Origin of the sequence: Streptomyces sp. NPDC048288, from assembly GCF_043201555.1 — a bacterium.
GTDB lineage: Bacteria > Actinomycetota > Actinomycetes > Streptomycetales > Streptomycetaceae > Streptomyces.
Window position 1 is genome coordinate 262,287 of sequence record NZ_JBICZD010000015.1, and the last position, 24,080, is coordinate 286,366.

23 protein-coding genes and 1 pseudogene are annotated in these 24,080 nt (G+C 72.5%); 11 read left to right on the forward strand and 13 right to left on the reverse strand.

From position 1 onward, the window contains the following. The first annotated feature begins 9 nt into the window (after positions 1-9). Together ACGFZS_RS41700 and ACGFZS_RS41705 are read left to right on the forward strand one after the other, a co-directional pair. Positions 10-2,532: a right-handed parallel beta-helix repeat-containing protein gene (locus tag ACGFZS_RS41700; RefSeq protein ID WP_393799531.1), complete on the forward strand. Its 2,523-nt coding sequence runs from the start codon at positions 10-12 to the stop codon at positions 2,530-2,532. Between the two features lie 57 nt (positions 2,533-2,589). Further along, a complete protein-coding gene (locus ACGFZS_RS41705; RefSeq protein ID WP_393799532.1) occupies positions 2,590-3,162 on the forward strand; it encodes a MarR family winged helix-turn-helix transcriptional regulator in 573 nt (190 codons plus the stop codon). Here ACGFZS_RS41705 and ACGFZS_RS41710 read toward each other — a convergent pair whose 3' ends face one another. The 10 genes from ACGFZS_RS41710 to ACGFZS_RS41755 all read right to left on the reverse strand — a co-directional run bounded on the left by ACGFZS_RS41710 (position 3,163) and on the right by ACGFZS_RS41755 (position 13,270). Next, positions 3,163-3,873, reverse strand: a complete 711-nt coding sequence (locus ACGFZS_RS41710; RefSeq protein WP_393799533.1) for a gamma-glutamyl-gamma-aminobutyrate hydrolase family protein — start codon at positions 3,871-3,873, stop codon at positions 3,163-3,165. Then, positions 3,870-5,360: an aldehyde dehydrogenase gene (locus ACGFZS_RS41715; RefSeq protein ID WP_393799534.1), complete on the reverse strand. Its 1,491-nt coding sequence runs from the start codon at positions 5,358-5,360 to the stop codon at positions 3,870-3,872. The genes ACGFZS_RS41710 and ACGFZS_RS41715 overlap by 4 nt, the downstream gene beginning before the upstream one ends. Positions 5,361-5,421: 61 nt before the next feature. Beyond that, positions 5,422-6,864, reverse strand: a complete 1,443-nt coding sequence (locus tag ACGFZS_RS41720) for an APC family permease (RefSeq protein ID WP_393799535.1) — start codon at positions 6,862-6,864, stop codon at positions 5,422-5,424. 187 nt (positions 6,865-7,051) lie between these two features. Further along, the gene (locus ACGFZS_RS41725) at positions 7,052-7,678 is read right to left on the reverse strand and encodes a TetR/AcrR family transcriptional regulator (RefSeq protein WP_393799536.1); all 627 of its coding nucleotides are present in this window, start codon (positions 7,676-7,678) and stop codon (positions 7,052-7,054) included. 43 nt (positions 7,679-7,721) lie between these two features. Further along, on the reverse strand, positions 7,722-8,567 hold the full coding sequence (locus ACGFZS_RS41730) for a fumarylacetoacetate hydrolase family protein (protein ID WP_393799537.1): 846 nt from the start codon (positions 8,565-8,567) through the stop codon (positions 7,722-7,724). A 10-nt stretch (positions 8,568-8,577) separates the two neighbouring features. Then, a complete protein-coding gene (locus tag ACGFZS_RS41735; protein WP_393799538.1) occupies positions 8,578-9,513 on the reverse strand; it encodes a 3,4-dihydroxyphenylacetate 2,3-dioxygenase in 936 nt (311 codons plus the stop codon). Continuing rightward, entirely contained in the window at positions 9,506-10,966 is a 1,461-nt protein-coding gene (locus tag ACGFZS_RS41740; protein ID WP_393799539.1) for an aldehyde dehydrogenase, read from the reverse strand. The genes ACGFZS_RS41735 and ACGFZS_RS41740 overlap by 8 nt, the downstream gene beginning before the upstream one ends. Before the next feature lie 96 nt (positions 10,967-11,062). Beyond that, positions 11,063-11,875 (reverse strand): acetoacetate decarboxylase family protein, encoded by an 813-nt coding sequence (locus ACGFZS_RS41745; protein WP_393799540.1) that lies wholly within the window; start codon positions 11,873-11,875, stop codon positions 11,063-11,065. Between the two features lie 10 nt (positions 11,876-11,885). Further along, positions 11,886-13,079 (reverse strand): NAD(P)/FAD-dependent oxidoreductase, encoded by a 1,194-nt coding sequence (locus tag ACGFZS_RS41750; protein WP_393799541.1) that lies wholly within the window; start codon positions 13,077-13,079, stop codon positions 11,886-11,888. Between the two features lie 2 nt (positions 13,080-13,081). Next, positions 13,082-13,270, reverse strand: a complete 189-nt coding sequence (locus ACGFZS_RS41755) for a ferredoxin (RefSeq protein WP_355729126.1) — start codon at positions 13,268-13,270, stop codon at positions 13,082-13,084. Positions 13,271-13,631: 361 nt separating this feature from the next. On the opposite strand from ACGFZS_RS41755, the gene ACGFZS_RS41760 reads away from it, so the two are divergent. Then, positions 13,632-14,990, forward strand: coding sequence for a glutamine synthetase family protein (locus tag ACGFZS_RS41760; RefSeq protein ID WP_393799542.1), 1,359 nt, complete (start codon positions 13,632-13,634; stop codon positions 14,988-14,990). Between the two features lie 10 nt (positions 14,991-15,000). Further along, a complete protein-coding gene (locus tag ACGFZS_RS41765; RefSeq protein WP_393799543.1) occupies positions 15,001-16,275 on the forward strand; it encodes a cytochrome P450 in 1,275 nt (424 codons plus the stop codon). A gap of 9 nt (positions 16,276-16,284) precedes the next feature. Here the strand turns inward: ACGFZS_RS41765 and ACGFZS_RS41770 are convergent, their stop codons facing one another. Then, complete coding sequence (locus ACGFZS_RS41770) at positions 16,285-16,839, reverse strand: cysteine hydrolase family protein (RefSeq protein WP_393799544.1); 555 nt, start codon at positions 16,837-16,839, stop codon at positions 16,285-16,287. Between the two features lie 151 nt (positions 16,840-16,990). On the opposite strand from ACGFZS_RS41770, the gene ACGFZS_RS41775 reads away from it, so the two are divergent. The 7 genes from ACGFZS_RS41775 to ACGFZS_RS41805 all read left to right on the forward strand — a co-directional run bounded on the left by ACGFZS_RS41775 (position 16,991) and on the right by ACGFZS_RS41805 (position 22,810). Beyond that, positions 16,991-17,635, forward strand: coding sequence for a TetR/AcrR family transcriptional regulator (locus tag ACGFZS_RS41775; RefSeq protein WP_393799545.1), 645 nt, complete (start codon positions 16,991-16,993; stop codon positions 17,633-17,635). A gap of 29 nt (positions 17,636-17,664) precedes the next feature. Beyond that, positions 17,665-17,871, forward strand: a complete 207-nt coding sequence (locus tag ACGFZS_RS41780) for a helix-turn-helix domain-containing protein (RefSeq protein ID WP_393799563.1) — start codon at positions 17,665-17,667, stop codon at positions 17,869-17,871. Positions 17,872-18,027: 156 nt separating this feature from the next. After that, a complete protein-coding gene (locus ACGFZS_RS41785) occupies positions 18,028-18,231 on the forward strand; it encodes a cold-shock protein (RefSeq protein ID WP_355727909.1) in 204 nt (67 codons plus the stop codon). Positions 18,232-18,318: 87 nt separating this feature from the next. Beyond that, positions 18,319-20,016, forward strand: coding sequence for a DEAD/DEAH box helicase (locus tag ACGFZS_RS41790; protein ID WP_393799546.1), 1,698 nt, complete (start codon positions 18,319-18,321; stop codon positions 20,014-20,016). Positions 20,017-20,192: 176 nt separating this feature from the next. Next, a complete protein-coding gene (locus ACGFZS_RS41795) occupies positions 20,193-20,855 on the forward strand; it encodes a transglycosylase SLT domain-containing protein (protein WP_393799547.1) in 663 nt (220 codons plus the stop codon). Positions 20,856-21,002: 147 nt separating this feature from the next. Then, positions 21,003-21,971: an ABC transporter ATP-binding protein gene (locus ACGFZS_RS41800; RefSeq protein WP_393799548.1), complete on the forward strand. Its 969-nt coding sequence runs from the start codon at positions 21,003-21,005 to the stop codon at positions 21,969-21,971. Next, positions 21,968-22,810 (forward strand): ABC transporter permease, encoded by an 843-nt coding sequence (locus ACGFZS_RS41805; protein ID WP_393799549.1) that lies wholly within the window; start codon positions 21,968-21,970, stop codon positions 22,808-22,810. Before ACGFZS_RS41800 ends, ACGFZS_RS41805 begins: the two co-directional genes overlap by 4 nt. Here the strand turns inward: ACGFZS_RS41805 and ACGFZS_RS41810 are convergent. Together ACGFZS_RS41810 and ACGFZS_RS41815 are read right to left on the reverse strand one after the other, a co-directional pair. Next, on the reverse strand, positions 22,783-23,547 hold the full coding sequence (locus tag ACGFZS_RS41810; RefSeq protein ID WP_393799550.1) for a polysaccharide deacetylase family protein: 765 nt from the start codon (positions 23,545-23,547) through the stop codon (positions 22,783-22,785). The two genes, ACGFZS_RS41805 and ACGFZS_RS41810, sit on opposite strands and share 28 nt — an antisense overlap. Continuing rightward, a pseudogene (locus ACGFZS_RS41815) lies at positions 23,544-24,080 on the reverse strand (UDP-N-acetylglucosamine--N-acetylglucosamine transferase); the annotation flags it as partial. The gene ACGFZS_RS41810 and the pseudogene ACGFZS_RS41815, both read right to left, overlap by 4 nt.

Genomic DNA, 24,080 nt, shown 5'->3' on the forward strand with positions numbered 1-24,080 from the left:
GGAACACAGATGACCACCCGTCACACCGTGGCGCCCAAGGGGCAGGGCGGCCGGGGCGCGTACCGGACCATCGGCGAGGCGGTACGGGCCGCCTCGCCCGGCGATCTGGTGGTGATCGCCCCCGGCACCTGGACCGAGAACGTGGTGCTGGACCGCGCGGTCGTGCTCACGGCGGAGCACGGCCGGGGCAGTGTGGTGATCGCGGCGCCGCCCGGTGAGGCCGCCGCGGTGACCGTGGACGGCCCGGACTGCGCCCTGCACAACATCACCGTGTGGGGGTCCGACGCGGGACTGCCGGCCGTGAGCGTGTCGTCCGGCGCCGGGCTGGTCCTGGAGGAGTGCTCGGTGGAGGGCGGCCGGGTGCAGGTCAAGGGCCCGGAGGACGAGGAGGGCGGTACGACGGCGGTCGTGCTGCGCCGCTGCCGTCTGGAAGGGGCCCGGCTGGCCGGACTGCATCTGGCGGGCGGTGTCCGGGCCCGGCTGGAGGACACCGCGGTGACCGGCGTCGACGGCACGGGCGTGGTGCTGTCCGGCACCGCGAGCCTGGACGCCGTACGGCTGCGGCTGGAGCGGACGACCGGGTCCGGGGTGCGGCTGCGGGGCCGGTCCCGGCTGCGGCTGACCGACTCGGTGCTGGCGGGCAGCGGCCGGGCCGGGCTGCTCCTGGAGGACGCCACCGAGGCCACGGCCGGGGAGTCGCGTATCGAGACGCCCGGCGCGGCGGGGGTGCACCTCACCGGGTCGGCACGTGCGGAGCTGACCGACTGCCGGATCCGTGGGGCGGCGGCCAGCGGTCTGGTCGTCCAGGAGACGGCCCGGCTGAGCGCCTCGGGCTGCTCGGTCGCCGACGCGGGGGCCAACGGGCTGCTGGTCACCGGGTCGGCCGAGGCGGACCTGGCCGACTGCCGGATCGACCGCAGCGCCTTCAGCGCCGTGCACCTGGCCGGTGCGGCCGTCGGGCGGCTCGCCGACTGCCGGGTGCGGGGCGGCTCCGAGCACGGGGTGCACGCCACCGGCGAGGCCCGGGTCGAACTCACCGACTGCGGGATCGCCGACGTCGCCATGACCGGGGTGAGCGTCCTGGAACGGGCGGTGGCCACGCTCACCGGCTGCCGGGTCGCCGGTACCGCCGCCGGGATCGGCATCGGCTCGCCGGCCGGCAGCACGGTCGCCGACACCACGGTGACCGGGACCAGGGAGATCGGCGTACAGGTCGCCAAGGGCGCCGCCGCCGCCCTCGAAGGGATCCGGATCAGCGGCGCGGGGGCGGCCGGGCTGGTCGTCGACGAGGGCGCCGAGGCGACGGTGGCCGGCGGCCGGGTCGAGGACTGCGCGGGCTCCGGCGCGGTCGTGTGGACCGGCGCCCGCCCGGAGGTGACCGGCCTGCACATCGACCGCCCGGGCAAGAACGGGCTGTTCCTGGCGGAGGGCGCGGGCGGCACGTTCACCGGGGTCGAGGTCACCCGTGCGGGCTTCCCCGCGCTGCATGTGGCCAAGGGCGCCGACCCGCTCTTCCGGCACTGCCGGATCCGGGACTGCGCGGAGGCGCTGGGCACCGACGAGGGCGCCGAGCCGGTCCTGGAGGACTGCACGGCCGACGGCACCCCGCTGACCTTCGGCACCCCGGCCGCGGCCCCGGCGAACGGGAGACCCGGCACGGCCTCGCCCTCCGCGTCCGCCGCCAAGGCCGCCGACGACCCCGACGAGCCGGAGGAGGAGAACCTGGAGGACCTCCTCGGCGAGCTGCACGAACTGGTCGGCCTGGACCGGGTGAAGCAGGACGTCGGCTCCCTGGTCAAGCTCATGCAGACGGTCCGGCGCCGCGAGGAGGCCGGGCTGCCCGCCCCGCCGCTCAGCCGCCACCTGGTCTTCGCCGGCAACCCCGGCACCGGCAAGACCACCGTCGCCCGCCTCTACGGCCGCCTCCTCAAGGCCCTCGGTCTGCTCCGCCGGGGCCATCTGATCGAGGTCGACCGGACCGCGCTGGTGGGCGAGTACGTCGGCCACACCGGCCCGAAGACCACGGCCGCCTTCAACCGGGCGCTCGGCGGGGTGCTCTTCATCGACGAGGCCTACTCGCTGGCCCCGGCCTTCGCGGGCAACGACTTCGGCACCGAGGCCGTGGCGACGCTGGTGAAGCTGATGGAGGACCACCGCGACGACGTCGTGGTCATCGCCGCCGGCTACCCGGGTGACATGCACCGCTTCATCGGCTCCAACCCCGGTCTGGCCTCCCGGTTCGGCCGCACCCTCCTCTTCGAGGACTACGAGCCGGCCGAGCTGGTGTCGATCGTCGAGTACCAGGCCGCCCAGCACCGCTACGAGCTCACGCCCACGGCCCGCACCGAGCTGGTCGGCCTCTTCGAGGCCATGCCCCGGGGCGAGGGCTTCGGCAACGGCCGCTCGGCCCGGCAGATCTTCCAGGAGACGACCGAACGCCAGGCCCAGCGCGTCGCCGAGCTCGCCGCCCCGACGCCGGAGCAGCTGATCAGTCTGGAGGCCCACGACCTGCCCCATCCGGCCGCCCGCTGAGGGCACGCGGCGTTCCGTACAATTTGAGGCCGAACGACATTCGCGAAGGAGTCACCCGTGCCCGGTCAGCGGTCCATCACCGAAGCCGAGAAGCTCGCCTCGGCGAAGCTCGGCGGTATCCCGATCCACCGGGACCAGATGGCGGCCGTGGCCAACATCCACCGGGCCGCCTCCGCGGTGCGCCAGCATCTGGAGAACTCGGTGCTGCGCGGCTCCGACCTGACCTGGACCGCGTTCGTGGTGCTGTGGGTGGTCTGGGTGTGGGGCGAGTCGGAGACCCGGCATGTGGCGGAGGAGGCCGGGATCTCCAAGGGCACGCTCACCGGGGTGGCCAGGACGCTGGAGTCGCGCGGGCTGCTCAGCCGGTCCGGGCATCCGAGCGACGGCCGGCTGGTGCTGCTCAGCCTCACCGACAAGGGCGAGGAGCTGATGCAGCGGGTGTTCCCGGCGTTCAACGAGGAGGAGGCCTTCGTGACCACCGGCCTCAGCGACGCCGAGTGCCGCAGCCTCGCGCAGGGGCTGCGGCGGGTCGTGCTCCAGGTGGAGGAGCACGGTGAGGAGCGGCGCCGGGAGCTGCTGGACGGGGCCGAGCCCGCGCCCCGGCGCAGCGGTCGCCGCCCGAAGGCCTGATCAGGCGGCGGCCCGCACCAGCGCGTCGAACAGCCGCTGCTGGACGGGGTCCTCGTGCGCGGTGTCCTCCGGATGCCACTGCACGGCGGTGAACCAGCCCCGGGCGCCGGGGAGTTCCACTCCCTCGACGGTGCCGTCCGCGGCGGTCGCGGTGACGGTGAGCCCGTCGCCGAGCCGGGCCACCCGCTGGTGGTGGTAGCAGGAGGCGTCCGCCTTCTCCTCCCCCAGCGCCCGGGCGACACGGGAGCCGGCTCGCACGGTCACCGGGTGGCGCAGGTGCCGGTGGGTGCGGTCCGGGCCGCCCATGTCCTGTTCCAGGGTGCCGCCGAGCGCCACGTTCACGGCCTGCAGCCCCCGGCAGATCGCCAGCAGCGGCAGCCCCGACTCCAGCGCGTGCCGGGCGACTTCGAGGTCGAAGGTGTCCTGGAGGTCGTCGACGTCGTAGACGCTGTCGTGGGTGTCGTCGGCGCCGTAGCGGTACGGGGCGAGGTCGCCGCCGCCGGGCAGCAGCACCCCGTCGAAGCGGGCGAGCCGCCCTGCCACGTCGGTGTCGGCGGGGTGGATGCTCGCGGGTTCGCCACCGGCCCGCCAGACGGCCTCGATCAGCGCGCGGGCGTTGACCTCGGCGGCGAAGCGCAGCGCGGAGGTGGTGGCGGAGAACCGGGCGGGTACGGCGATGAGCGGGCGGAGTCGGCGGGGCGGAGGGGTCACAGCTGGATCCAGGTCGTCTTGAGGTCGGTGTACTTGTCGATCGCGTGCGCGGACTTGTCCCGCCCGTTGCCGGACTGCTTCATGCCGCCGAAGGGCACGGTGAGGTCGCCCTCCTCGTAGCAGTTCACCCAGACCGTGCCGGCCTTCAGGGCGCGGGAGACCTGGTGGGCGGTGGACAGGTCGGAGGTCCACAGTCCGGCCGCGAGCCCGTACTCGGTGGCGTTGGCGAGCCGGACCGCCTCGGCGACGTCGTCGAAGGCGAGGACGGAGAGCACCGGGCCGAAGATCTCCTCGCGGGCCAGGCGCGTCCCGGGGCCGACGCGGTCGAAGACGGTCGGCCGCAGATAGCTGCCGCCGGTCTCGGTCAGCGCCCGCTCGCCTCCCGTGCGCAGCCGGGCGCCCTCCTCACAGCCGGCGGCGATGTGGTCGCGCACCCGCCCGAGGTGGGCCTCCCCGACCAGCGCGCCCATCTCGGTCGCCGGGTCGAGCGGGTCGCCGATCCGCAGCTCCTCGGCCCGGCGCACGATCGCGTCGGTCACGCGCTCGGCGACGGAGGAGTGCACCAGGAGCCGGGAGGGCGCGGTGCACATCTCGCCCTGGTTGAAGAAGATCCCCCAGGCGGCGGTGGCGGCGGCCGCGTCCAGGTCGGGGGCGTCGGGAAGGACGATGTTGGGCGACTTGCCGCCCAGCTCCAGCCAGACCCGCTTGAGGTTGGAGTCGGCGGAGTAGCGCAGGAAGTGCCGGCCGACGGCGGTGGAGCCGGTGAAGGCCAGCACGTCGACGTCCGGGTGGAGGCCGAGGGCCCGCCCGGCGGTCGGCCCGTCGCCGGTGACGACGTTCAGCACGCCCGGCGGGAGTCCGGCCTCGGTGCCGATCCGGCCGAGCAGCAGGGCGGAGAGCGGGGAGGACTCGGACGGCTTCAGTACGACGGTGCAGCCGGCCGCGAGCGCCGGAGCCACCTTCCAGCTCGCCAGGGTGAGCGGGAAGTTCCAGGGGACCACCGCGCCGACGACCCCGGTCGGCTCGCGGGTGACCAGGGCGAGGGCGTCGGGAGCGGTGTGCGGGGACTCGTCGGTGAGCTTGTCGGCCAGCTGCCCGTACCAGCGGAAGGTGGTGATCGCCGCGCGCAGTTCGATGGCGTACGCCTCGGTGATCGGCTTGCCCATCTCCAGCGTGATGGTGAGGGCGAGCCGTTCCCGGTGCTCTTCGAGGAGTTCGGCCATGCGGAGCAGGATCCGGCCGCGTTCGGCGGGAGCCAGGTGCGGCCAGGGGCCGGAGTCGAAGGCGCGGCGGGCGGCGGCCACGGCGAGGTCGACCTCGGCCTGCCCGGCGTCGGCGACCCGGGTGAGGAGCTGCCCGTCGCGGGGCGAGACCACGGCGAAGGCACCACCGCCGCCGGGTTCGTCGGTGCCGTCGATGTGGTGGTGTGCGGGCAGGTCGAGGGCCTTGGCGCGGCCGAGGAGTTCGTCGTGGGTGAGGTCCAGCATTGGTGGTCCCGTCGAGGGGTCGGGGGTCCGGCCGCGGGGCGGCCGGACCCGGCGAGGTGGGTCAGCGACCGTGCACGACCCGTGCGGTCCCCGCCCCGAGGAGCAGCACCGCGGGGACGGCCAGGACCAGCCAGAGGGCCGTGGTGGCGTCGCCGCCGATGAGGGTCGTGAAGTTGGTGAGGACCACCCAGATCACGGCGGCGATGCCGAGCGCGCCGAGGGCGGGGGCGATCAGCGTGTTCCAGCGCCGGGTGTCGAGGCGTTCGCGGCGGAAGAAGACGATCACCGAGACCGAGGTCAGGAAGTACAGCAGCATGCAGGCCAGCACGCCGACGCCGCTGAACCAGGAGAAGAGGGTGAGGACCGGGTCCTTGCCGGCGAGGGCGAAGGGCATCACCAGGAGGACGGCGATCGCCGTCTGGACCAGGCCCGCGGCCCACGGCGAGTGCCGGTGGTTGAGGGTGCGCAGCCGGCCCGGCAGCAGGCCCTCGCGGCTCAGCGAGAACAGGTAGCGGTTGGCGGAGTTGTGGAAGGCGAGGATGCCGGCGAAGAGCGAGGTGCCCAGCAGGATCGGCAGCACGTCGTTGACCCAGCCGCCGAACTGGGCGGCGATGGGCGCGAAGACGAAGACCGTGGAGTCGCCGCCGGCCAGGGCCTTGCCCGCGGCCGCGGTGACCTTCGAGGGGCCGTAGGAGGAGACCAGCATCCAGGAGACGAAGGCGAAGAAGCCGGTGACCACGGCGACCGACAGATAGGTGGCCCGGGGCACGGTCTTGTGGGGCTCGCGGGCCTCCTCGCCGTAGATCGCGGTGGCCTCGAAGCCGAACATGGAGGCGACGGCGAACATCAGGGCCACGCCGGGCGCGCCCTGGAGCGCCGCGCTCGGGGAGAAGGTGCCGCCGAAGTCGAGCCCCTCGGGACCGCCGCCCTTGACGAGGGTGACCAGGGCGAAGACTAGCAGGATGCTGAACTCGGCGAGCACGAACACGGCGAGCACCTTGGCGCCCAGCTCGATCCCGGCGGCGCCCAGCACCTGGACGGCGCCCATGGTCACCAGGGCCCACACCCACCAGGCGATGTGCGCGCCGGAGTAGTGCTCGACCAGCCCGCTGACGGTGAACCCGTAGAGGCCGTACATGGCGGCCTGGACCGTGCAGTAGGCGAACAGCGCCACGGCCGCGCTGCCGCTGCCGGTCGTCCGGCCCAGGCCCTTGCCGATGTACGTGTAGAAGGCGCCGGCGTTCACGACGTGCCGGCCCATGGCCACGAAGCCCACCGAGAACAGCAGGATCACCGCTCCGGCGATGGCGTAGGCGGCCGGGGCCCCGGCGCCGTTGCCGACCGCCACGGCGATCGGGACGGCGCCCGCGATGCCGGTGAGCGGCGCCTGCGCGGACAGGACGAAGAAGAGGATGCCCAGGACACCCAGGGCGTTGCGTTTGAGGGTGGCCGCGGGGCGGCCCTCCCCGGTCTGCGGAGAGGCGTCGACCGTCTGACTGTCCACTCGGATCACCTGCTGAGGGGAAGGGAGGAGTTTTCGTTTTGAGCCAAACGAGTTGCCTTATGGTGGGCCAGAACTATCCATCCGGCAAGGGGGTGGGGAGGGGAATTTACGCCGGGGAAACCGCCCTGCCCAGGGCATGGCGAACCCCCCGCCCGGACCGCGACGGGGGGTTCGGCGCCGGGCACGCTCAGTCGCGGTTCTCCGCCGGCCGCTCACCCAGGGTGTGCAGCAGCGCACGCAGCTCGGCGAGGGCGGCCTCGGTGTCCGCGCGGTCGCCGATGCCCGTGAGCTGGTGCAGCACGAGTCCGTCCAGCGCGGCGAAGACCAGCCGGTTGAACGCCGGGCTCGCGTCGTCGGGCAGTATCCGGGCCAGCTCGCGCTGGGAGGCCCCGAAGTACTCGTCGTACAGCTCCCGGACCTGCGGCAGCAGCTCGGGGCGGCGGCGGGCCTCCAGGAGCAGTTCGTACTGGTACGCCTGCACGTCCGCGTGGTCCTCGACCATGTCCGTCAGACCGGTCACGAAGTCCTCGGGCTTCCCGGTGCCGGGCTCCAGCAGGCTGCTGCTGAGGCTGAGGCGCACCGCGTAGGCGAGGGACTCCTCGATCAGCGCGTCCCGGGAGCCGAAGTGGTGGACGACCAGACCGTGGGTGACCCCGGCCTCCTCGGCCACGGCACGGTAGGTGAGATGGCGCAGCCCCCGCTGTCCGACGACCCGGACCGCGGCCTTGAGCAGCGCCTCGCGCCCCTCCCCGTACCCGAGCCGCTTGCGCGACCGGGCGTCGGAGGGCTGCGGGGTCCCGGCGGATTCGGTCATGGTCGCGACCCTACCCGCCGGGTCCCGGCACCTGTCGTGCCGTCTACCTGCGGGGCGCGCGGACGCCACGGAACTCCCAGTCGCCGCCCAGCGCGGTGGACAGCACCTCCTCGGACTCGGTGGGCTGCGCGCCGACGTCGCTGCGGACCGGGGTGGGCCCGGTGACGATGTGGTTGGTCAGCCGCCCGAGCCCCTCCACCTCCACCTCGACGACGTCGCCGGGCCGCACGGGCCGAGAGTTGGCCGGGGTCCCGGACAGCAGCACGTCACCGGGGTACAGGGTGATGGTCCGGGCGATGTCGGCCACGAGATAGTGCATGTCCCACTGCATCTCGTCGGTCGAACCGTCCTGGACGACCTCGCCGTTGACGTACGTCCGCAGCCGCTTGCCGTGGAAGTCCCAGTCCGTGACCAGTCCCGGGCCGAGCGGGCACAGCGTGTCCGACCCCTTCACCCGCAGCATGGACCCGGCGTCGGTGTCCCGGAAGTCGTGCAGCCCGTAGTCGTTGGCCACCGTGTACCCGGCGATGTACTCCCCCGCCTCGGCCGGCGAGACGTTCCGCGCGGTCCGCCCGATCACGATGGCGACCTCGCCCTCGTAGTTGAGCCACCTGCAGCCCTCGGGCCGGACGATCGCGCCCTTGTGGGAGTTGAGGGAGGAGGTCGGCTTGTGGAAGTAGGTCGGGGTGTCGGGCAGCCGGATCTGGAACTCGTCCACCCGGCTGCGGTGGTTGAGATGGACGGCGATGACCTTCGACGGCACGACCGGCGGCAGATGCTGGGCGTCGTCGGTCTTCACGCGGCGCCCGTCCCCGGCGACGAGTTCGTCCCCGTCGACGGTGACCTGGACGGCGGCGCCGTCGAGGAGGATGCGGCGGTATTCGGGCATGGCTGCCTTCCTAGGGGCGACGGTGCGGGTTGCGGGGCTCGGCGGTCACGGATGCCCCCGTGCCGGTCCAGCCGTCGGCGGGCCGGTCGAACCAGAGGTGGACCTGGCCGGTGCCGACGGAGTTCTCGTACGCGCCGTACTGGCGGCCCTTGGCGACGCACGCCTGCTCGCCGAGGGCGCCGGCCATCATCAGGTAGTGGAAGAACTTCGCCTCCGGCTTGACCTTCCAGAACGCGTCCATGGTGTCCAGGACCTTGTCGTGCCGGCCCTCCTTGAACCACTCGATGCGCTCGTAGTCCGCCTCCCGCGCCTGGGGCGTCCGGATGTGCACCGGGTCGCTGGCCTCGTGGTCCCGCAGCTCGCGCAGCGGCCAGAAGGTGTGCGAGAGCGCGCCGGAGGCGATGAGCAGCACCCGCCGCCCCGGGGTGGCGGCGATCCCGTCGGCGAGCGCCCGCCCCAGCCGCAGATGGTCCTCCATGTCCCCGGTCTGGCAGACCCCGATGGTCACCCACCGCTTGTCCGCCAGCCCCTCCCCCAGGAACTTCCACAGATTGATGGTGGCGTAGTAGATCGGCAGGTACGCGTCCTCGATCGCGGTGATCCAGGTGCCGTGCTTGTCCGCGAACTTCTCCACGTTGCGGGCGAGTTCCGGGTCGCCGGGGAAGTCGTACGGCATCCGGCACATCCCGCGCGGCAGTTCCTCGGAGGTGAAAAGACCGGCCCGCCGCTCCTGGGCGGTGACCACGAACTCGACGGTGGTCGCCCAGTGCGAATCAAGCACGACGACGGTGTCGTAGTCGTCCCGCTCGAACACCTCCCGGCGCAGCTCCCGCAGTCCGGTGACGAGGGTGATCTCCTTGCCCTCGTTCAGCTCCAGCCGGTCCGCCTCCGGCAGCACGATGGTGGGCACATGGGCGAGCAGCCCCGCCCCGACGATCTCACCCATGGTCCTTCCACCCTCCAGGCGCGGTGACGGTGTTCTTCAGGTCGCAGTAGAAGTCGAAGCTCCAGGTACCGCCCTCGCGCCCGACACCGGACAGGCGGGAGCCGCCGAAGGGCGCCTGGAGGTCCCGGACGAAGAAGCAGTTGACCCACACGGTGCCGGCGACCAGCCGCGCGGTGACGCGCTCGGCACGCTCCCGGTCGCCGGTGGCGAGGGTGGCGGCGAGCCCGAACCGGGTGTCGTTGGCGAGCCGCACCGCCTCCTCCTCGTCGGCGAAGGTCTGCAGCGTCAGGACCGGTCCGAAGACCTCCTCCTGGACGATCTCCGAGTCCTGCGCGACATCGGTGAGGAGCGTCGGCGCGTAGTACTGCCCGTCCTCGCGATGCCCTCCGATCACGGCCCGCGCCCCCGCGGCGATCGCGCGTCGCACGAACCCGTCGATCTTCTCCAGCTGACGGGGATGGATGTTGGGCCCGATGTCGGTGGCCTCGTCCCGCGGGTCGCCCTGCTTCAAGGCCGTGGCCTTCTCGACGAACCGCCGCGTGAACTCCTCGGCGACCGGTTCCTCGACGAGGAAGCGGGTGGCGGCCAGACACACCTGCCCGGCGTTGTCGTACTGCTCCACCGCGAGATCCACGGCAAGGTCGAGATCGGCGTCGGCGAACACCAACAGGGGCGATTTGCCACCAAGTTCGAGGCTGAGCGGGGTGAGGTTGGCGGCGGCCGACACCGCGATCCGCTCAGCCGTCGGCACGGACCCCGTGAAGCTGATCCGCCGCACGTCCGGGTCCGAGGTGAGCGCGTCGCCGATCTCCGCGCCGTACCCCTGCACGACATTGAGCACTCCGGCGGGGAGCCCCGCCTCGGCGGCGATGTCCGCGAGCAGCGAGGCGGTGAGCGGCGACCACTCGGCCGGCTTGAGCACCACGGTGTTCCCGGCGGCCAGTGCCGGCGCGACCTTCCAGGTGGCCAGCATGAGCGGCGCGTTCCACGGAGTGATCAGCACACAGGGCCCGGCCGGGTCCCAGCTGACGTGGTTGGCGTGTCCCCGGGTCTCGAAGTCCTCGTGCTCCAGCGTCAGCAGCCAGTCCGCGAAGAACCGGAAGTTGTGCGCGACCCGGGGCATGACCCCACGGCGGTGCGAGCGCAGCAACGCCCCGTTGTCCGTGGTCTCGACGATCGCCAGCTCCTCGATCCGCTTCTCGACCCCGTCGGCGACGGCGTGAAGGAGACGGGCCCGTTCCGCACGTGAGGTGGCGGCCCAGCCGGGAAAGGCCGCCTTGGCAGCGGCAACGGCGGCCCGGGCCTCGACGGGACCGCCGCGGGCGATCTCCCCGAGGGCGGCGCCATCGATGGGCGAGTTGTCGGTGAACGTGTCGGCGGAAGCGACCCGTTCACCACCGATCCAGTGCCGGGTGTCGACCGAGACTCCGGCAACGACGATCTTGTCAGCCATGAGAAGGGCTCCTATGTGAGAAGGGGAACTGCACCCACCCAGGGGCGCGGGGAACTGCGCGATCAACCACGACGGACTCGCGGAGGCCCACCGGCCTCACCCGGCAACCACTCCGGACATCCCGCTCTCCAACAGGCGCCCCCCGTCCCACACCACTCCCACCTGCCGGTAGTACGCGGCGATGGGCTCCCGGATCTCCAGCCGAGCCAGCTCCTCCGTAGGCGCCTCGAACAGCTCCAGCTCCGCGTCCCCCACCCACGCCTGACCGCCCTCGAAGTCCGCCGCGCCCGACTCGATCAGCTCGTCCAGCGCCAGCCCCTTCCCCTTCTCGATCGACGGCAGCCACCGGTGATGAGCCATCGGATGCCCGTTGACGAACCCGTTCGTCGCGGACGGCTCCCGCAGCGTCACCACCGCCTGTGCCAGCCGCCGGTCCGCCGCCGCCAGCGTCGCCCCGAACCGGGCCCCCGCCTCGATCCGGGGGGCGGGCCCGTAGGGATGCGGCCGCGTCTGGTGGATCGACCCGAGCTTCTTCGGGTACCCCTGGTGCAGCCCACGGGCGATCGCGAAGTCCTTGTCGACCCAGATGTAGACGCACCGCGAGTACGTCTGCCCCCGGTACGAGCAGCGCACGACCGCGAACGCCTCCTTGTACTGCGCGAGCACCGGGTCGAGCAGCTCCTCCCCCGACGCCGAGCAGGACTGCCAGTCGGCCCAGATCAGCGCGACCGCGCCGGGGTCCTCCTCGGCCAGCTCCAGCGGCTCGGGCAGCAGTTCGCGCACCCGCGCGGGATCCGTCCGGTACTCGACGGTCAGCAGATCGCCGGAGTACCGCCACGGCGGCGAGGGAATCAGCGACGAGGCACCGCTCGCCGTCTTCGGATGGAAGTAACCACGGAGACTGGCCACTTGGGGCTCCTTAAACAGTGAGGGCGGGCTGCCGGAGCAGCTCGGCGCGGTAGCGGGCGGCGGACGCGGCGACGGCCTGCCCGCCGAGCGCGACGACACCGACGAGTCGGCCGTCGCGGTGGTAGCCGACGAGCACGTCCCCGTCGGGGTCGCCGTCGAGGATCCGGACGTCGTCCTGGCCGAGCCCCGGCGCTCCGAAGGACTGGAGCCGGAAGTCGTGCTGGTCGCTCCAGAAGGTGGGCAGCGGCGCGAACGGCGCCGGCTCGGCATCACCGACCAGCGTCCTCGCCGCGTGCTTGGCGGTGTCGGTCGGGATGCACCAGTGCTCCACCCGGCGGGGGACGCCGTCGTAGCGGGCGTTGGGGAACCGAGCCACATCGCCCACCGCGACCACGTCCGGCCGGCCGCCGACCCGCAGGTACGCGTCGGTGAGCACCCCGTCGGTCAGATCCAGTCCGTTGCCGTCGAGCCACTCGGTGTTGGCGACCGACCCGACCGACTCGACGACCACGTCCGCGGGAAGCACGGAACCGTCACCGAGCACCACACCGGTGACCCGATCGTCACCGGTGAACCCGGCCACCCCGGTCCCCAGCGCGAAGCGCACCCCGCGGTCCTCGTGCCGCTTCAGCAGCGCGCGCCCGAGGAGCTCCCCGAGCGGCCCGCCCATGGGCAGCGGCAGCGGATCGACGACCGTCACCTCCGCCACGCCGAGCGCCACCGCGGTCGCGGCGACCTCGCAGCCGATGAATCCCGCGCCGACCACGACGACCCGGGCGCCGGGCCGGATCAGCGCCTCGCGCAGGCCCTGGGCGTCGTCGAGGGTTCGGACGGTGTGCCGGCCGGCGGAGGGGCCGGGGCAGGCCAGCCGCCGGGGGCGCATCCCGGTGGCGACGACCAGTCCGTCGTACGACAGCGCATCGCCGTCGTCGAGCCGTACCGTCCGCCGGTCGAGGTCGGCGGCGACGACCTTCCTGCCGAGCCGCCACTCGACGTCGGACACGCTCGCGCGCGGCCGGAAGGCGAGGGAGTCGAAGGGGGCCTTGCCGGCCAGGACCTCCTTGGACAGGGGCGGCCGGTTGTAGGGCATGTGCGGTTCGTCGCCGACGAGGGTGATCGCACCGCTCCAGCCCGCCGCGCGCAGTTGTTCGGCGGCGCGCAGGCCGGCCATGGAGGCGCCGGCCACGACGATGCGCGCGTCCACGGTCAGGCCTCGATCCGGATGGCCTGGAGCGGGCAGACGTCGGCCGCTTCCTCGACCTCGTCGCGCAGTGCGTCGTCCGGGTCGGAGACGTGGACGAGGTGGCCCGCGTCGTCCATCGAGAAGACGTCGGGGGCCGCGAAGACGCACTGGCCGTGGTCCTGGCACTTGTTCATGTCGACGACGACCTTCATGGCCGGTCCTCCTGAGGGAGCGGAAGCGAAGGGAGAGAAGAGAGGGAAACGGGCCCGGCCGGTCGTACCGACCGGGCCCTGCCAACGGGTTGCGGCGGACCGCGACCCGAACTCGTTTGGCTTCAAACAAGGTAGGCAGACGCCACCCCCTGGTCAATACCTATCCGCCTGGATAAATTCTTTCCGTCGCCCCCTTGCGGCAAGGTGCGCCCCTGCCTACCGTTTGGCTTCAAACAGCAGGCCGGAGAGCCGCCTCGACCACGCGCCCCGGCTGTCACTCCCCACGCCACCCGCCTCCCGGACCCCCGATTCCCGGTCCCGGAGACGGTGCCCCGACGTCCGTCCGCCCGAGGAGACAACGGTGAGCGATCAAGACCTGTCAGAAGTCCGCCGGCACCTGGACCGGCTCGCCGCGGACGGCATCGATGTCGTCCGGGTGACGTATCCCGACCTCATCGGCACCGACCGGGCCCGGGATGTGCTGGTGGAGGAGCTGCCCCGCGCCCTGGAGCACGGGCTGGCCTTCTGCCGGGCCGTCTACCACACCAGTCCGCAGGGCGACGTGGTCCCGGTCAGCGGCGGTCTGGACGCGGGCCTGCCGGACATCTCCGTACGGCCGGACCTCGGCACGCTGGTCGCCCTGCCCTGGGAGCCGGGGGTGGCCGCCTGTCTCGCCGACGTCGTCGACCCGGCCACCGGGGCACCGGCCCCCGAGTCGCCGCGCGACCTGCTGCGGTCGGTCCTCGACCGGTGCCGGGAGCACGGGCTGAGCCCGGTCGTCGGCCCCGAACTGGAGTACTTCCTGTGCGAGCCGGAACCGGGCGGCGGCTGGCGGCGCTACGGCGGCCACCCCGGCGTCGTCTACACGGCCGGGCTGCGCGCCGACCCCGACAACCACCTGCTGCGCACCCTGCGGCAGGTGCGCGACCTCGGGATCGGGGTGCTGAGCGGGAACCACGAGTTCGACGGCGGACAGTTCGAGATCAACCTGCTGCACTCCGAGGCCCTCTCCGCCGCCGACCGGGCGTTCCGCTTCAAGGCCGCGATCAAGGAACTGGCCCGGCGCGAGGGCCGGCTCGCCACCTTCATGGCGAAGCCCTTCAACGACGCGGGCGGCTCCGGCTTCCATCTGCACCTCTCCTGCACCGAAGGGCCGGACGGCGAGGGGCGCAACGCCTTCGACGACGCGTCCGGCGCGTACGGCCTGTCCGCCACCGCCCGGCACGCGATCGCCGGCGTCCTCGCGCACGCCCCCGCCCTGGCCGCGCTGCTCAACCCGACCGTCAACTCGTACAAACGCTTCGGCCCCGACACCCTCGCCCCCTGGCTGATCGACTGGGGTCTGGACAACCGCAGCGCGATGGTCCGCGTCCCGCCGGAGCGCGGGGCCGGTGCCCGGCTCGAACTGCGCCTCGGCGACGCGAGCGCCAACCCCTACCTGGCGATCGCCGCGACCGCGGCCGCCGCCCTGCTCGGCGTGCTGGCCGGCGACGAGCCGCCCGCGCCACTGGAGGGCTACGGCTACGACACCGCGAAGGCGGCCGTGCTGCCGATGGACCTGTCCGCCGCGCTGGACGCCCTGGAGGCGGACACCGCGCTCGTCGAGCTGCTCGGCAAGGACTTCACCGACTCCTACCTCTCCTACAAGCGCAACGAGGTCGAACGCTTCCGACGGCATGTCACCGACTGGGAGTTCACCGAGTACGCCTACCACCTGTGAAGGATCACCGATGACCACAGCCACCGGCGTCGAGGCGATGCGCCTCGCCGACGTCGACCTCGCGAACCTCGACCACTTCACCGACGGGGTCACCCCCTGGCGGATGTTCCACACCCTGCGCCATGAGGACCCGGTGCACTGGCAGCCGGAGGAGGCGCCCAACTCCGGTTTCTGGGCGGTCACCCGGCACGCCGACATCGCGCGGGTCGACCGGGACTCCGAGACCTTCACCTCCACCCGGTTCGTGAACCTGGAGGAGGTGGACGAGGACCAGATCAGGAAACGCGCCTCGATCCTGGAGCTGGACGGCGTCCGCCACCGGGCGCTGCGCAGTGTGATCCAGCGGCAGTTCGGCGCCGGTGTCATCAACAGCTACACCGACTTCCTGCGCGGGCTGACCGCGAAGACCCTGGACGCGGCCCTGGCCAAGGGCACCTTCGACTTCGTGAAGGAGGTCTCCGCGGACTTCCCCATCAACGTCCTGGCCCGCCTCCTCGACGTGCCGCCGGAGGACAACCAGCAGCTGATCGACTGGGGCAACCGCATCATCGGCAACACCGACCCCGACTACGCGGACGTCCTGCTGCACAGCGCCGAGAGCGAGAAGTACCGCGATCTGCCGTTCCGCTCCCCCGCCTCGCTCGAAGTCTTCGAGTACGGGCGGGAACTGGCCCGGCAGCGGCGCGGCGGCGAGGGGACGGACCTGGTCTCCAAGCTGGTGAACACCACCCCGCGCGACGGGGTGCCGCTCTCCGCGCAGGACTTCGACAACTACTTCCTGCTCCTGGTGGTGGCCGGCAACGAGACCACCCGGCACACCATCACCCACTCCATGCTGGCCCTCCTCCAGCACCCGGAGCAGCTGGCCCGCCTCAAGGACGACCCGTCGCTGATCCCCACGGCGGTCGAGGAGTTCCTGCGCTGGGCGTCCCCGGTCTACCACTTCCGCCGTACCGCGACCCGCGAGGTCGAGCTGGGCGGCAAGCGGATCAGGGAGGGCGACAAGGTCGTCATGTGGTACGCCTCGGGCAACCGTGACGAGGAGGTCTTCGGGAACCCGTACGACTTCGACGTGGCCCGGCAGAACAACGACCACGTCACCTTCGGCAAGGGCAGCCCGCACCTGTGCCTGGGCAACCTGCTCGCCCGCACCGAGATCCGGATCATGTTCGAGGAGCTGATCCCGCGGCTCGCCGACATCCGGCTGGCCGGCGACGTGCCGCGGGTGCGGTCCAACTTCGTGAACGGCATCAAGAAGCTGCCGGTGGAGGTGACCCTCGCCTGACGGAGGGGATCAGAAAGCCCCCACCCACGCGTCCACGGTCGTGACCTCGGCCTGCATCGGGAACACCTTCTCCGTGAGCACCCGGTGCACCTCCGGGTCGGAGTCGAGGCAGCCGTCGGACAGGACGGTGAGCTCGAAGTCGAGGTCGGCGGCCTGGCGCAGGGTGGACAGGACCACCCCGCTGGTGGCGATGCCGGTGAGGACGAGATGGTCGATCCCACCGGCCCGCAGCACCATGTCGAGGTCGCTGCCGGCGAAGGCGCTGACCCGCCGCTTGGTGACCACGGTCTCGCCGGGCGCCGGCGCCACGTCCGGATGGACCTGCGTGGCCCGGTCGTCACCGGCGTTGCGGGTCGCGGCGCCCACCAGCCCCCGGAACATCTTGTTCCGGGGGCTGACCTCCGGGTATCCCGGGCGGAACCCGACGACCGGGTAGATCACCGGAACGCCGCCCGCACGGGCGGCCTCGATCGCCTTGCCCAGGCGTGGGAGGTAATCGGGGTCGGGGAAGCGGTCCACGACGACCTGCTGGACATCCATGACGAGAAGGGCTTGCTGAGGCACCGGCTCTGTTCCTTCCACACGACCGCGTTAGTCATCAAGCGATTACTTGGCAACGTAGCCCCGCTCGGGGACAATGTCAACGAATGATGACTTGACGGTGGGGCCCAGGCCCGCCGAAGGGTCCACGGTGGTGTTCACGAGAGGAGCCGCTGTGTCACCGCAGGACACGACCGAGCACGGCACGACCGGGCAGGACACGACCGGGCAGGACGCCGACGGGCCCCGGCGCCGGGATGCCGCGGCGACGCGCCGGGCCCTGCTGCTGGCCGCCCGCACCCGGTTCACCCGGCTGGGGTACGACCGCACGACGCTGCGGGACGTGGCCGCCGACGCAGGGGTGAACCTGGCGCTGATCAAGCGGTACTTCGGCTCCAAGGAGGGCCTGTTCAAGGCCGCGCTGGCCTCGACGCCGAGGTTCCTGGGAGGTGAGACGGAGTTCCCGCACGGCCGCACCGCCCTCGCCGAGGCGCTCAGCCGTCAGCTGGCGGCCGGGGCCTGGGCGGAGTTCGGCGAGCATCCGGTGCTGATGCTGCTGCGGGACTCCGGCGACGAGCAGGTGGCCGGACTGCGCCGGCGGGCCCTGGAGGAGTTCGGCCGGCAGGTGCTGGAGGCGTCGGGTGCCCCGGCGGCGCCCGACGCCCTGCTGCGGGCGGAACTCCTGGTCGCCCTGGGGGTGGGGGTCGCCGTCGTACGGTCCGCGGTAGGCCTGCGGCCGCTCGCCGACGCGACACCCGAGGACCTGCTGGGCCCGCTCCTCGACGTCGTGGACGGCCTCCTCGGCCCGCCGCCGGACTGACCCCGTCCGGTCACTCGGGCCAGGCGGAGCTGGGCACCACGCCCGCGCGCTGGGTCGAACGCGTCCGTCTGGACCGGGCCCAGCAGCTGCTCCTGGAGGGCCACAGCGTCACCTCGGCCGCCCGGCACAGCGGCCTGGGCACCGACGAGACCCTCCGCCGCGCCTTCGCCCGCCACCTGGGCACGACCCCGACCCACTACCGCAGGCGCTTCGCCACCACCGGCCGTCAGGACTGATCATGAAGGCAGCCGACCTGTGCTACGCTTTTGCCTGTTGCAGTTGTGGTACCCATGAACCTATGTGCGCCTGACGGGACTGTTTACCCTTCAGGCGCATTGTTTGTTTTCCGGCATCTCCGGATGGGGCCATCGCCTACAGAAGGAGAAACTGTCATGGCACAGGGCACTGTGAAGTGGTTCAACTCGGAAAAGGGCTTCGGCTTCATCGAGCAGGACGGCGGCGGTCCGGACGTCTTCGCCCACTACTCGAACATCGCCAGCCAGGGTTTCCGTGAGCTCCAGGAGGGCCAGCGGGTCTCCTTCGACGTCACGCAGGGCCAGAAGGGCCCCCAGGCGGAGAACATCGTCCCCGCCTGATCGCCGGACGCGTATCCGCTGGCCGGGGTCCGCACCGTCATGGTGCGGACCCCGGTTTGTGCTGTTTCCAGGAAGGCAGACCATCGCATGTCCCGCAGGCCCCAGAAGTCCAACCGGCGCGCCTCGTCGCCCTCGCCGTCCCCGTCGGCTCCGAAGGAGTTCCGGCTGCCGGAAGGCACCACCCCCGCGCTTCCCCCCGTCGAGGACTTCGCCGGTCTGGACATGCCCGCCGGGCTGCTGAAGACCCTCACCGCGCAGGGCGTGACCACGCCGTTCCCCATCCAGGCCGCCACCCTGCCGAACTCGCTCGCCGGCCGCGACCTGCTCGGGCGGGGACGCACCGGCTCCGGCAAGACCCTCGCGTTCGGGCTGGCGCTGCTGGCGCGCACGGCCGGACTGCGCGCCCAGCCCAAGGCGCCCCTCGCCCTGGTGCTGGTGCCCACCCGTGAGCTCGCCCAGCAGGTGACGGACGCGCTGACCCCCTACGCGACGGCGGTGAACCTCCGCCTGGCCACCGTGGTCGGCGGGCTGTCCATCACCAAGCAGGCCGCCACCCTGCGGCGCGGTGCCGAGGTGGTCGTGGCGAGCCCCGGCCGCCTCAACGACCTCGTGGAACGCGGGGACTGCGTGCTCGACGACGTCCGCATCACGGTGCTGGACGAAGCCGACCAGATGACGGACATGGGGTTCCTGCCGCAGATCACCAAGCTGATCGAGAAGGTACGGGCGGACGGGCAGCGCATGCTCTTCTCGGCCACCCTGGACCGGAACATCGACCGGCTGGTGCAGCGGTTCCTGACCGACCCCGTGGTGCACTCCGTGGACCCGTCGGCGGGCGCGGTGACCACCATGGAGCACCACGTCCTGCACGTGCTGGACGAGACCGACAAGAAGGCCGTCACCACGCGCATCGCGGCCCGTGACGGCCGGGTCATCCTCTTCCTGGACACCAAGCGGTCCGCCGACCGGCTCGCCAAGCGGCTGCTGGCCGTCGGTGTCCGCGCGGCGGCCCTGCACGGGGGCCGCTCCCAGCCGCAGCGCAACCGCACCCTGGAGCAGTTCAAGAACGGCCAGGTCACCGCCCTGGTGGCGACGAACGTCGCGGCCCGTGGCATACACGTCGACGACCTCGACCTGGTCGTGAACGTCGACCCGCCGGCCGACCACAAGGACTACCTCCACCGGGGCGGCCGCACGGCCCGCGCCGGCGGCTCCGGCAGTGTGGTCACGCTGGTCCTGCCCGAGCAGAAGCGGGAAGTCACCCGGCTCATGTCGGACGCGGGCATCCGGCCCAGGACCGCCCGGGTCACCTCCGGCGACGCGGAACTGGCCACCATCACCGGCGCCCGCGAGCCGTCCGGTGTGGCCGTCACCATCGAGGTCCCCCAGCCGACGCCGCCGGCGGCGTCCCGCCCGGCCCGCAAGACCGGCACCGCCAAGGCCGGCACGGCCAAGACCGGCGGACGGCCCTCACGTCGGCGCCGCAACGGCGGCGGCGAGGCCCAGACCGTGTCGGGCGGCGCCTCCAGGGCGGGCGGCGAGGGCTCCGCCCGCCGGTCCACGACCGGAGCGAAGGCCTCCGGCGGCACCCCGGCGACGGGCGAGCGCGGCGCCGCCCGCCGGGCCGGGTCCGCCAAGACGACCGGCGGCACCCCCGCCGCGGGCGCCCGGAACTCCTCCCGCCGGTCCACCGCGGGTACGGCCGCCCGCGCCGGCTCCGGCAACACCGCGCGGACGTCCGGCCGTCGTACGACGACCCGCAGATCCGCGGGTGACGCCGCCTAGGGACGCTCGTCAAGGGGGTCCCGGGCGGCCGGGAGCAGCGCGACAACAATCGAGCAATCAGTTGCTGCTTGACTCTTGTCGCGGCTGTGGACGATTGCGTCGGCCGGGGCGGGTGCGCAAGAGTATGCCGACTGTCGTACCCAGCAAGCGGGATGCTTCCAGAGGAAGGCAAGCGCGTGAGCCGGATGTCTGTGCGGGGACTCGCGGTCGTCTCGGCCACCGCGGTCACCGCGGTCGGAAGCGTGGCCGGGGTCGCCTCGGCCAGCGGCACGCAGAAGGACGACGCGCAGGCCACGGCTCCCGACACCCCCCTGCTCGCGGACATACCCGTGGGCCACCAGGCCCGGGTGCAGACCGCCTCCCTCACGCACCAGGCCGACACCATGGCCGTCCTGGCGGATGCGAGTGCCAGGAAGGACGCCGAGCAGGCCGCCCGGGTGGCTGCGGCCAGAACCGCCGAGGCCAGGATGGCCGATGCCAGGGAACGCGCGGAGGCCAAGGCCGCGGCCGGCGATTCCTCGGCCAGTTTCCCGGTGCGCAGCTCCTACACCGTGGCGCAGCTCAAGGCGATGGCCGCGCAGATCGTGGGCACCGGCCAGTTCCAGTGCTTCAGCAACATCGTGGACCACGAGTCCACCTGGAACTATCTGGCGGTCAACCCCTCCTCCGGCGCGTACGGCCTGGTCCAGGCCCTGCCCGGCTCCAAGATGGCCTCCGTCGCCGCCGACTGGCAGACCAACCCGGCCACCCAGATCAAGTGGGGCCTGAACTACATGAACACCACCTACGGCAGCCCCTGCCAGGCCTGGGCCTTCTGGCAGGTCCACCACGCGTACTGAGCCCGTGCTCGCAGGCGCGTAGTACCCCCGCACCACGGGTGGGGCCCCATTCAGCCCCCGGTACGACCGGGTCGGGCCGATCACGGACTTAGCGTGGCTCAGAGGCGTCAGTTGTGAGGGACGCCGAGCCCGAGAGAAAGAGCTCCGATGATCGACGCACGGCAGCTGACCAAGAGATACGGCGAGAAGACGGCCGTCGACGGCCTGGAATTCGTCGTGAAGCCGGGTACGGTGACCGGCTTCCTGGGCCCCAACGGCGCGGGGAAGTCCACGACGATGCGCATGATCGTCGGCCTGGACGCCCCCACGAGCGGTTCCGTCACGGTGAACGGCCGGCGCTATGCCCGGCACCGGGCCCCGCTGCAGGAGGTCGGTGCCCTGCTGGAGGCCAGGTCGATCCATCCGGGCCGTTCGGCCTACAACCACCTCAGGGCGCTGGCGCTCACCCACGGCATCCCGCGCCGCCGGGTCGGGGAGGTCATCGAACTCGCCGGGCTGGGCAGTGTGGCGAAGAAGCGGGCCGGTGCCTTCTCGCTCGGCATGGGCCAGCGGCTCGGGATCGCCGCGGCCCTCCTCGGCGACCCGCAGACCGTGATGCTCGACGAGCCCGTCAACGGGCTGGACCCCGAGGGCGTGCTCTGGATCCGCAACCTGCTGACCTCGCTCGCCGAGGAAGGGCGCACGGTGTTCGTGTCGTCGCACCTGATGAGCGAGATGGCGCTGGTGGCGGACCATCTGATCGTCGTCGGCCGGGGCCGGCTGCTCGCCGACACGACCGTGGGCGACCTGGTGCGCGAGGCGGGCGGCGACACCGTGCACGTGGCCACGCAGGACCCGGCGCGGCTGCGGGACGTCCTGGCCGCTCCGGAGGTCGGGATCGAGGGGCGCATCGGGTCGGAGGAACTCCGGGTGACCGGGCTCAGCGCCCGGGAGATCGGGCTGAAGGCCGCCGAGCACGGGATCGCCCTGTTCCAGCTGAGCACCCGCCAGATGTCGCTGGAGCAGGCCTTCATGGACCTGACCAAGGATGCCGTGGAGTACCACGGCGCCACGACCGCGACCGACACCGACACCGACACCGCCGAGAGCGCCGAGCCCGTCGGGAGCACCGCATGAGCACCCTCACCGCCACCGCCCCCGACGCGCCGGTCGCCGAGGCCCCCCGCCCCGCCTACCGGGTGACCGGCCGGCGGGTGCTGGCCTCGGAGTGGGCCAAGCTCTGGACCCTGCGGTCCACCTGGATCACCCTCGGACTGGGGCTGCTGTTCCTGGTCGCGTTCGGGCTGATCGCGTCGAGCCGGTTCAAGTCCGCCATCGGCTCTGCCCACATGGACCCGGACTTCGCCCGCTCGACGGCCGTGAGCCTGTCGTTGTTCGGTACGAACTTCGCGCAGCTGGCGTTGGGCGTCCTCGGCGTGCTGGTCACGGCGGGCGAGTACTCGACCGGCATGATCCGCTCCACCATGGCTGCGGTGCCGCGCCGGCTGCCGGTGCTGTGGTCCAAGGCGACCGTGTTCGGCCTGGTCGCCCTGACCGTCTCCACGGTCGGTGTGTGCGTCGCCTTCTTCTTCGGCAGCCGGATCGTCTCCGGCACGCCCGCCGCGATGGACTTCTCGCACGCCGGGGTCGTACGGAGTCTGCTGGGCGCCGGTCTCTACCTCGGCCTGGTCGGCGTGATCGGCACCGCGCTGGGCGCGCTGCTGCGGTCGGTGGCCGGCGGCATCTCGGTACTGGTCGCCACGCTGATGCTGATCCCCGGGCTGATCTCCCTGCTGCCCAGCTCCTGGCAGGACGACATCAGCCCCTACCTGCCGAGCAACGCGGGCGAGTCGATGTTCGCCCTGACCCACGACGCCACCAGCCTCTCCCCCGGCGCCGGTCTGCTGGTCTTCCTCGGCTGGACCGCGCTCGCCCTCGCCGGGGCGGCCTACCGGCTGCTGCGCAGCGACGTGTGACGGCGGGGGACGGTCCGCGCGCCGTGCTCGCGCAGGGGGCCGACCTCCCGGCCGCCCTCCTGGCAGGCGTCGAGGATCCGGGGCAGGGCGGTGAGGGTGGTGCGCCAGGAGCCGGTGGCGGAGGTGCAGTCGGAGTCGTGCAGCAGGATGGTGCCGCCGCCGCGCAGGTCGCGCAGGACGGTGTCGTACACCGAGCGCGGGGTGGCCCGGCGGCGCCAGTCCTCGCCCCAGCAGGTCCACAGCACGGGCGTCAGTCCGAGGCGGCGGCAGGCCAGATGGGCGGAGGTGGTCATCACCCCGTACGGGGGCCGGAACAGCGTCGGCGGGTGACCGGTGGCGGTGGCGACCGCGTCACGGGCGCGGGCGAGGTCCTCGTAGGTGGCGCGGGGCCCGCGCAGCAGCAGGGGCCGGTGGTACCAGCCGTGGACAGCGATCTCGTGCCCGGCGTCGGTCATCTCCCTGGCCAGTCCGGGCGAGCGGACCAGCATCGATCCGAGCAGGAAGAAGGTGGCACGCACCCCGCGGGCGTCGAGGAGACGGAGGAAGTGCGGGGTGGACAGGTGGTCGGGGCCGTCGTCGAAGGTGAGGGCGATGTGGTCGGGACGGCCCTGTCCGGCCAGCTTGGGCATGACCCTGTTGCGCAGCGGGCCGAAGGTGGATGCCACGGGCGCGGCGTGCAGGGCGGCGAGCGCGGCCGAGGCGACCGCGGTGGCCCGGGCGAGGCGGGCGGCGGTCATCGGCCGTCTCCGTCCAGGTAGTGGGCGACGGTGGTGAAGCGGGCGGGGGCCTCGGAGTAGGCGTAGGCGAGCGGGGCGGCCACGCCGAGGGAGACGGTGGCCGCCGTGGCGGCTGCGGTCAGGACGAGCCGCCGCCCGCCTCGGAAGCGCTTCGGTGCGGGCCGTGCGGAGCGCGTCGGCAGCGGCCCGGTGCTGACGGCGGCGCGCGTGGGCAGTGACAGCGGCCCGGTGGCGACAGCGGCGGCGATGGTGGGTACCGGTCCGGGGGCCGAGGCGTGCAGGGCGAGGCCGGCCGTGCGCTGGGCCTGGCCGCGCGGTCCGTGCAGGAGTTCGGCCAGGACCGGGCCGAGGCCGGCCGGGTCGCGGATCCAGACGGCGAGGCCCGCCTCGTCCAGGGCGGCCGCGTTGGTCTGGCCGTGGCCCGGTATGCAGCGGTAACTCGCCACCGGCAGTCCCGCGGCGAACGCCTCCAGCGAGGTCAGGCCGCCGGCGTTCTGGACCAGCACATCGCAGGCGTGCATCAGGCCCGGCAT

Excerpts from the sequence above, each read along its gene's own strand:
- ACGFZS_RS41700 (WP_393799531.1), top strand. The coding sequence starts at position 10 with ATGACCACCCGTCACACCGTGGCGCCCAAGGGGCAGGGCGGCCGGGGC.
- ACGFZS_RS41715 (WP_393799534.1), bottom strand. The coding sequence starts at position 5,360 with ATGCTGGACCTCACCCACGACGAACTCCTCGGCCGCGCCAAGGCCCTC.
- ACGFZS_RS41725 (WP_393799536.1), bottom strand. The coding sequence starts at position 7,678 with ATGACCGAATCCGCCGGGACCCCGCAGCCCTCCGACGCCCGGTCGCGC.
- ACGFZS_RS41730 (WP_393799537.1), bottom strand. The coding sequence starts at position 8,567 with ATGCCCGAATACCGCCGCATCCTCCTCGACGGCGCCGCCGTCCAGGTC.
- ACGFZS_RS41735 (WP_393799538.1), bottom strand. The coding sequence starts at position 9,513 with ATGGGTGAGATCGTCGGGGCGGGGCTGCTCGCCCATGTGCCCACCATC.
- ACGFZS_RS41740 (WP_393799539.1), bottom strand. The coding sequence starts at position 10,966 with ATGGCTGACAAGATCGTCGTTGCCGGAGTCTCGGTCGACACCCGGCAC.
- ACGFZS_RS41755 (WP_355729126.1), bottom strand. The coding sequence starts at position 13,270 with ATGAAGGTCGTCGTCGACATGAACAAGTGCCAGGACCACGGCCAGTGC.
- ACGFZS_RS41765 (WP_393799543.1), top strand. The coding sequence starts at position 15,001 with ATGACCACAGCCACCGGCGTCGAGGCGATGCGCCTCGCCGACGTCGAC.
- ACGFZS_RS41785 (WP_355727909.1), top strand. The coding sequence starts at position 18,028 with ATGGCACAGGGCACTGTGAAGTGGTTCAACTCGGAAAAGGGCTTCGGC.
- ACGFZS_RS41790 (WP_393799546.1), top strand. The coding sequence starts at position 18,319 with ATGTCCCGCAGGCCCCAGAAGTCCAACCGGCGCGCCTCGTCGCCCTCG.
- ACGFZS_RS41800 (WP_393799548.1), top strand. The coding sequence starts at position 21,003 with ATGATCGACGCACGGCAGCTGACCAAGAGATACGGCGAGAAGACGGCC.
- ACGFZS_RS41805 (WP_393799549.1), top strand. The coding sequence starts at position 21,968 with ATGAGCACCCTCACCGCCACCGCCCCCGACGCGCCGGTCGCCGAGGCC.
- ACGFZS_RS41810 (WP_393799550.1), bottom strand. The coding sequence starts at position 23,547 with ATGACCGCCGCCCGCCTCGCCCGGGCCACCGCGGTCGCCTCGGCCGCG.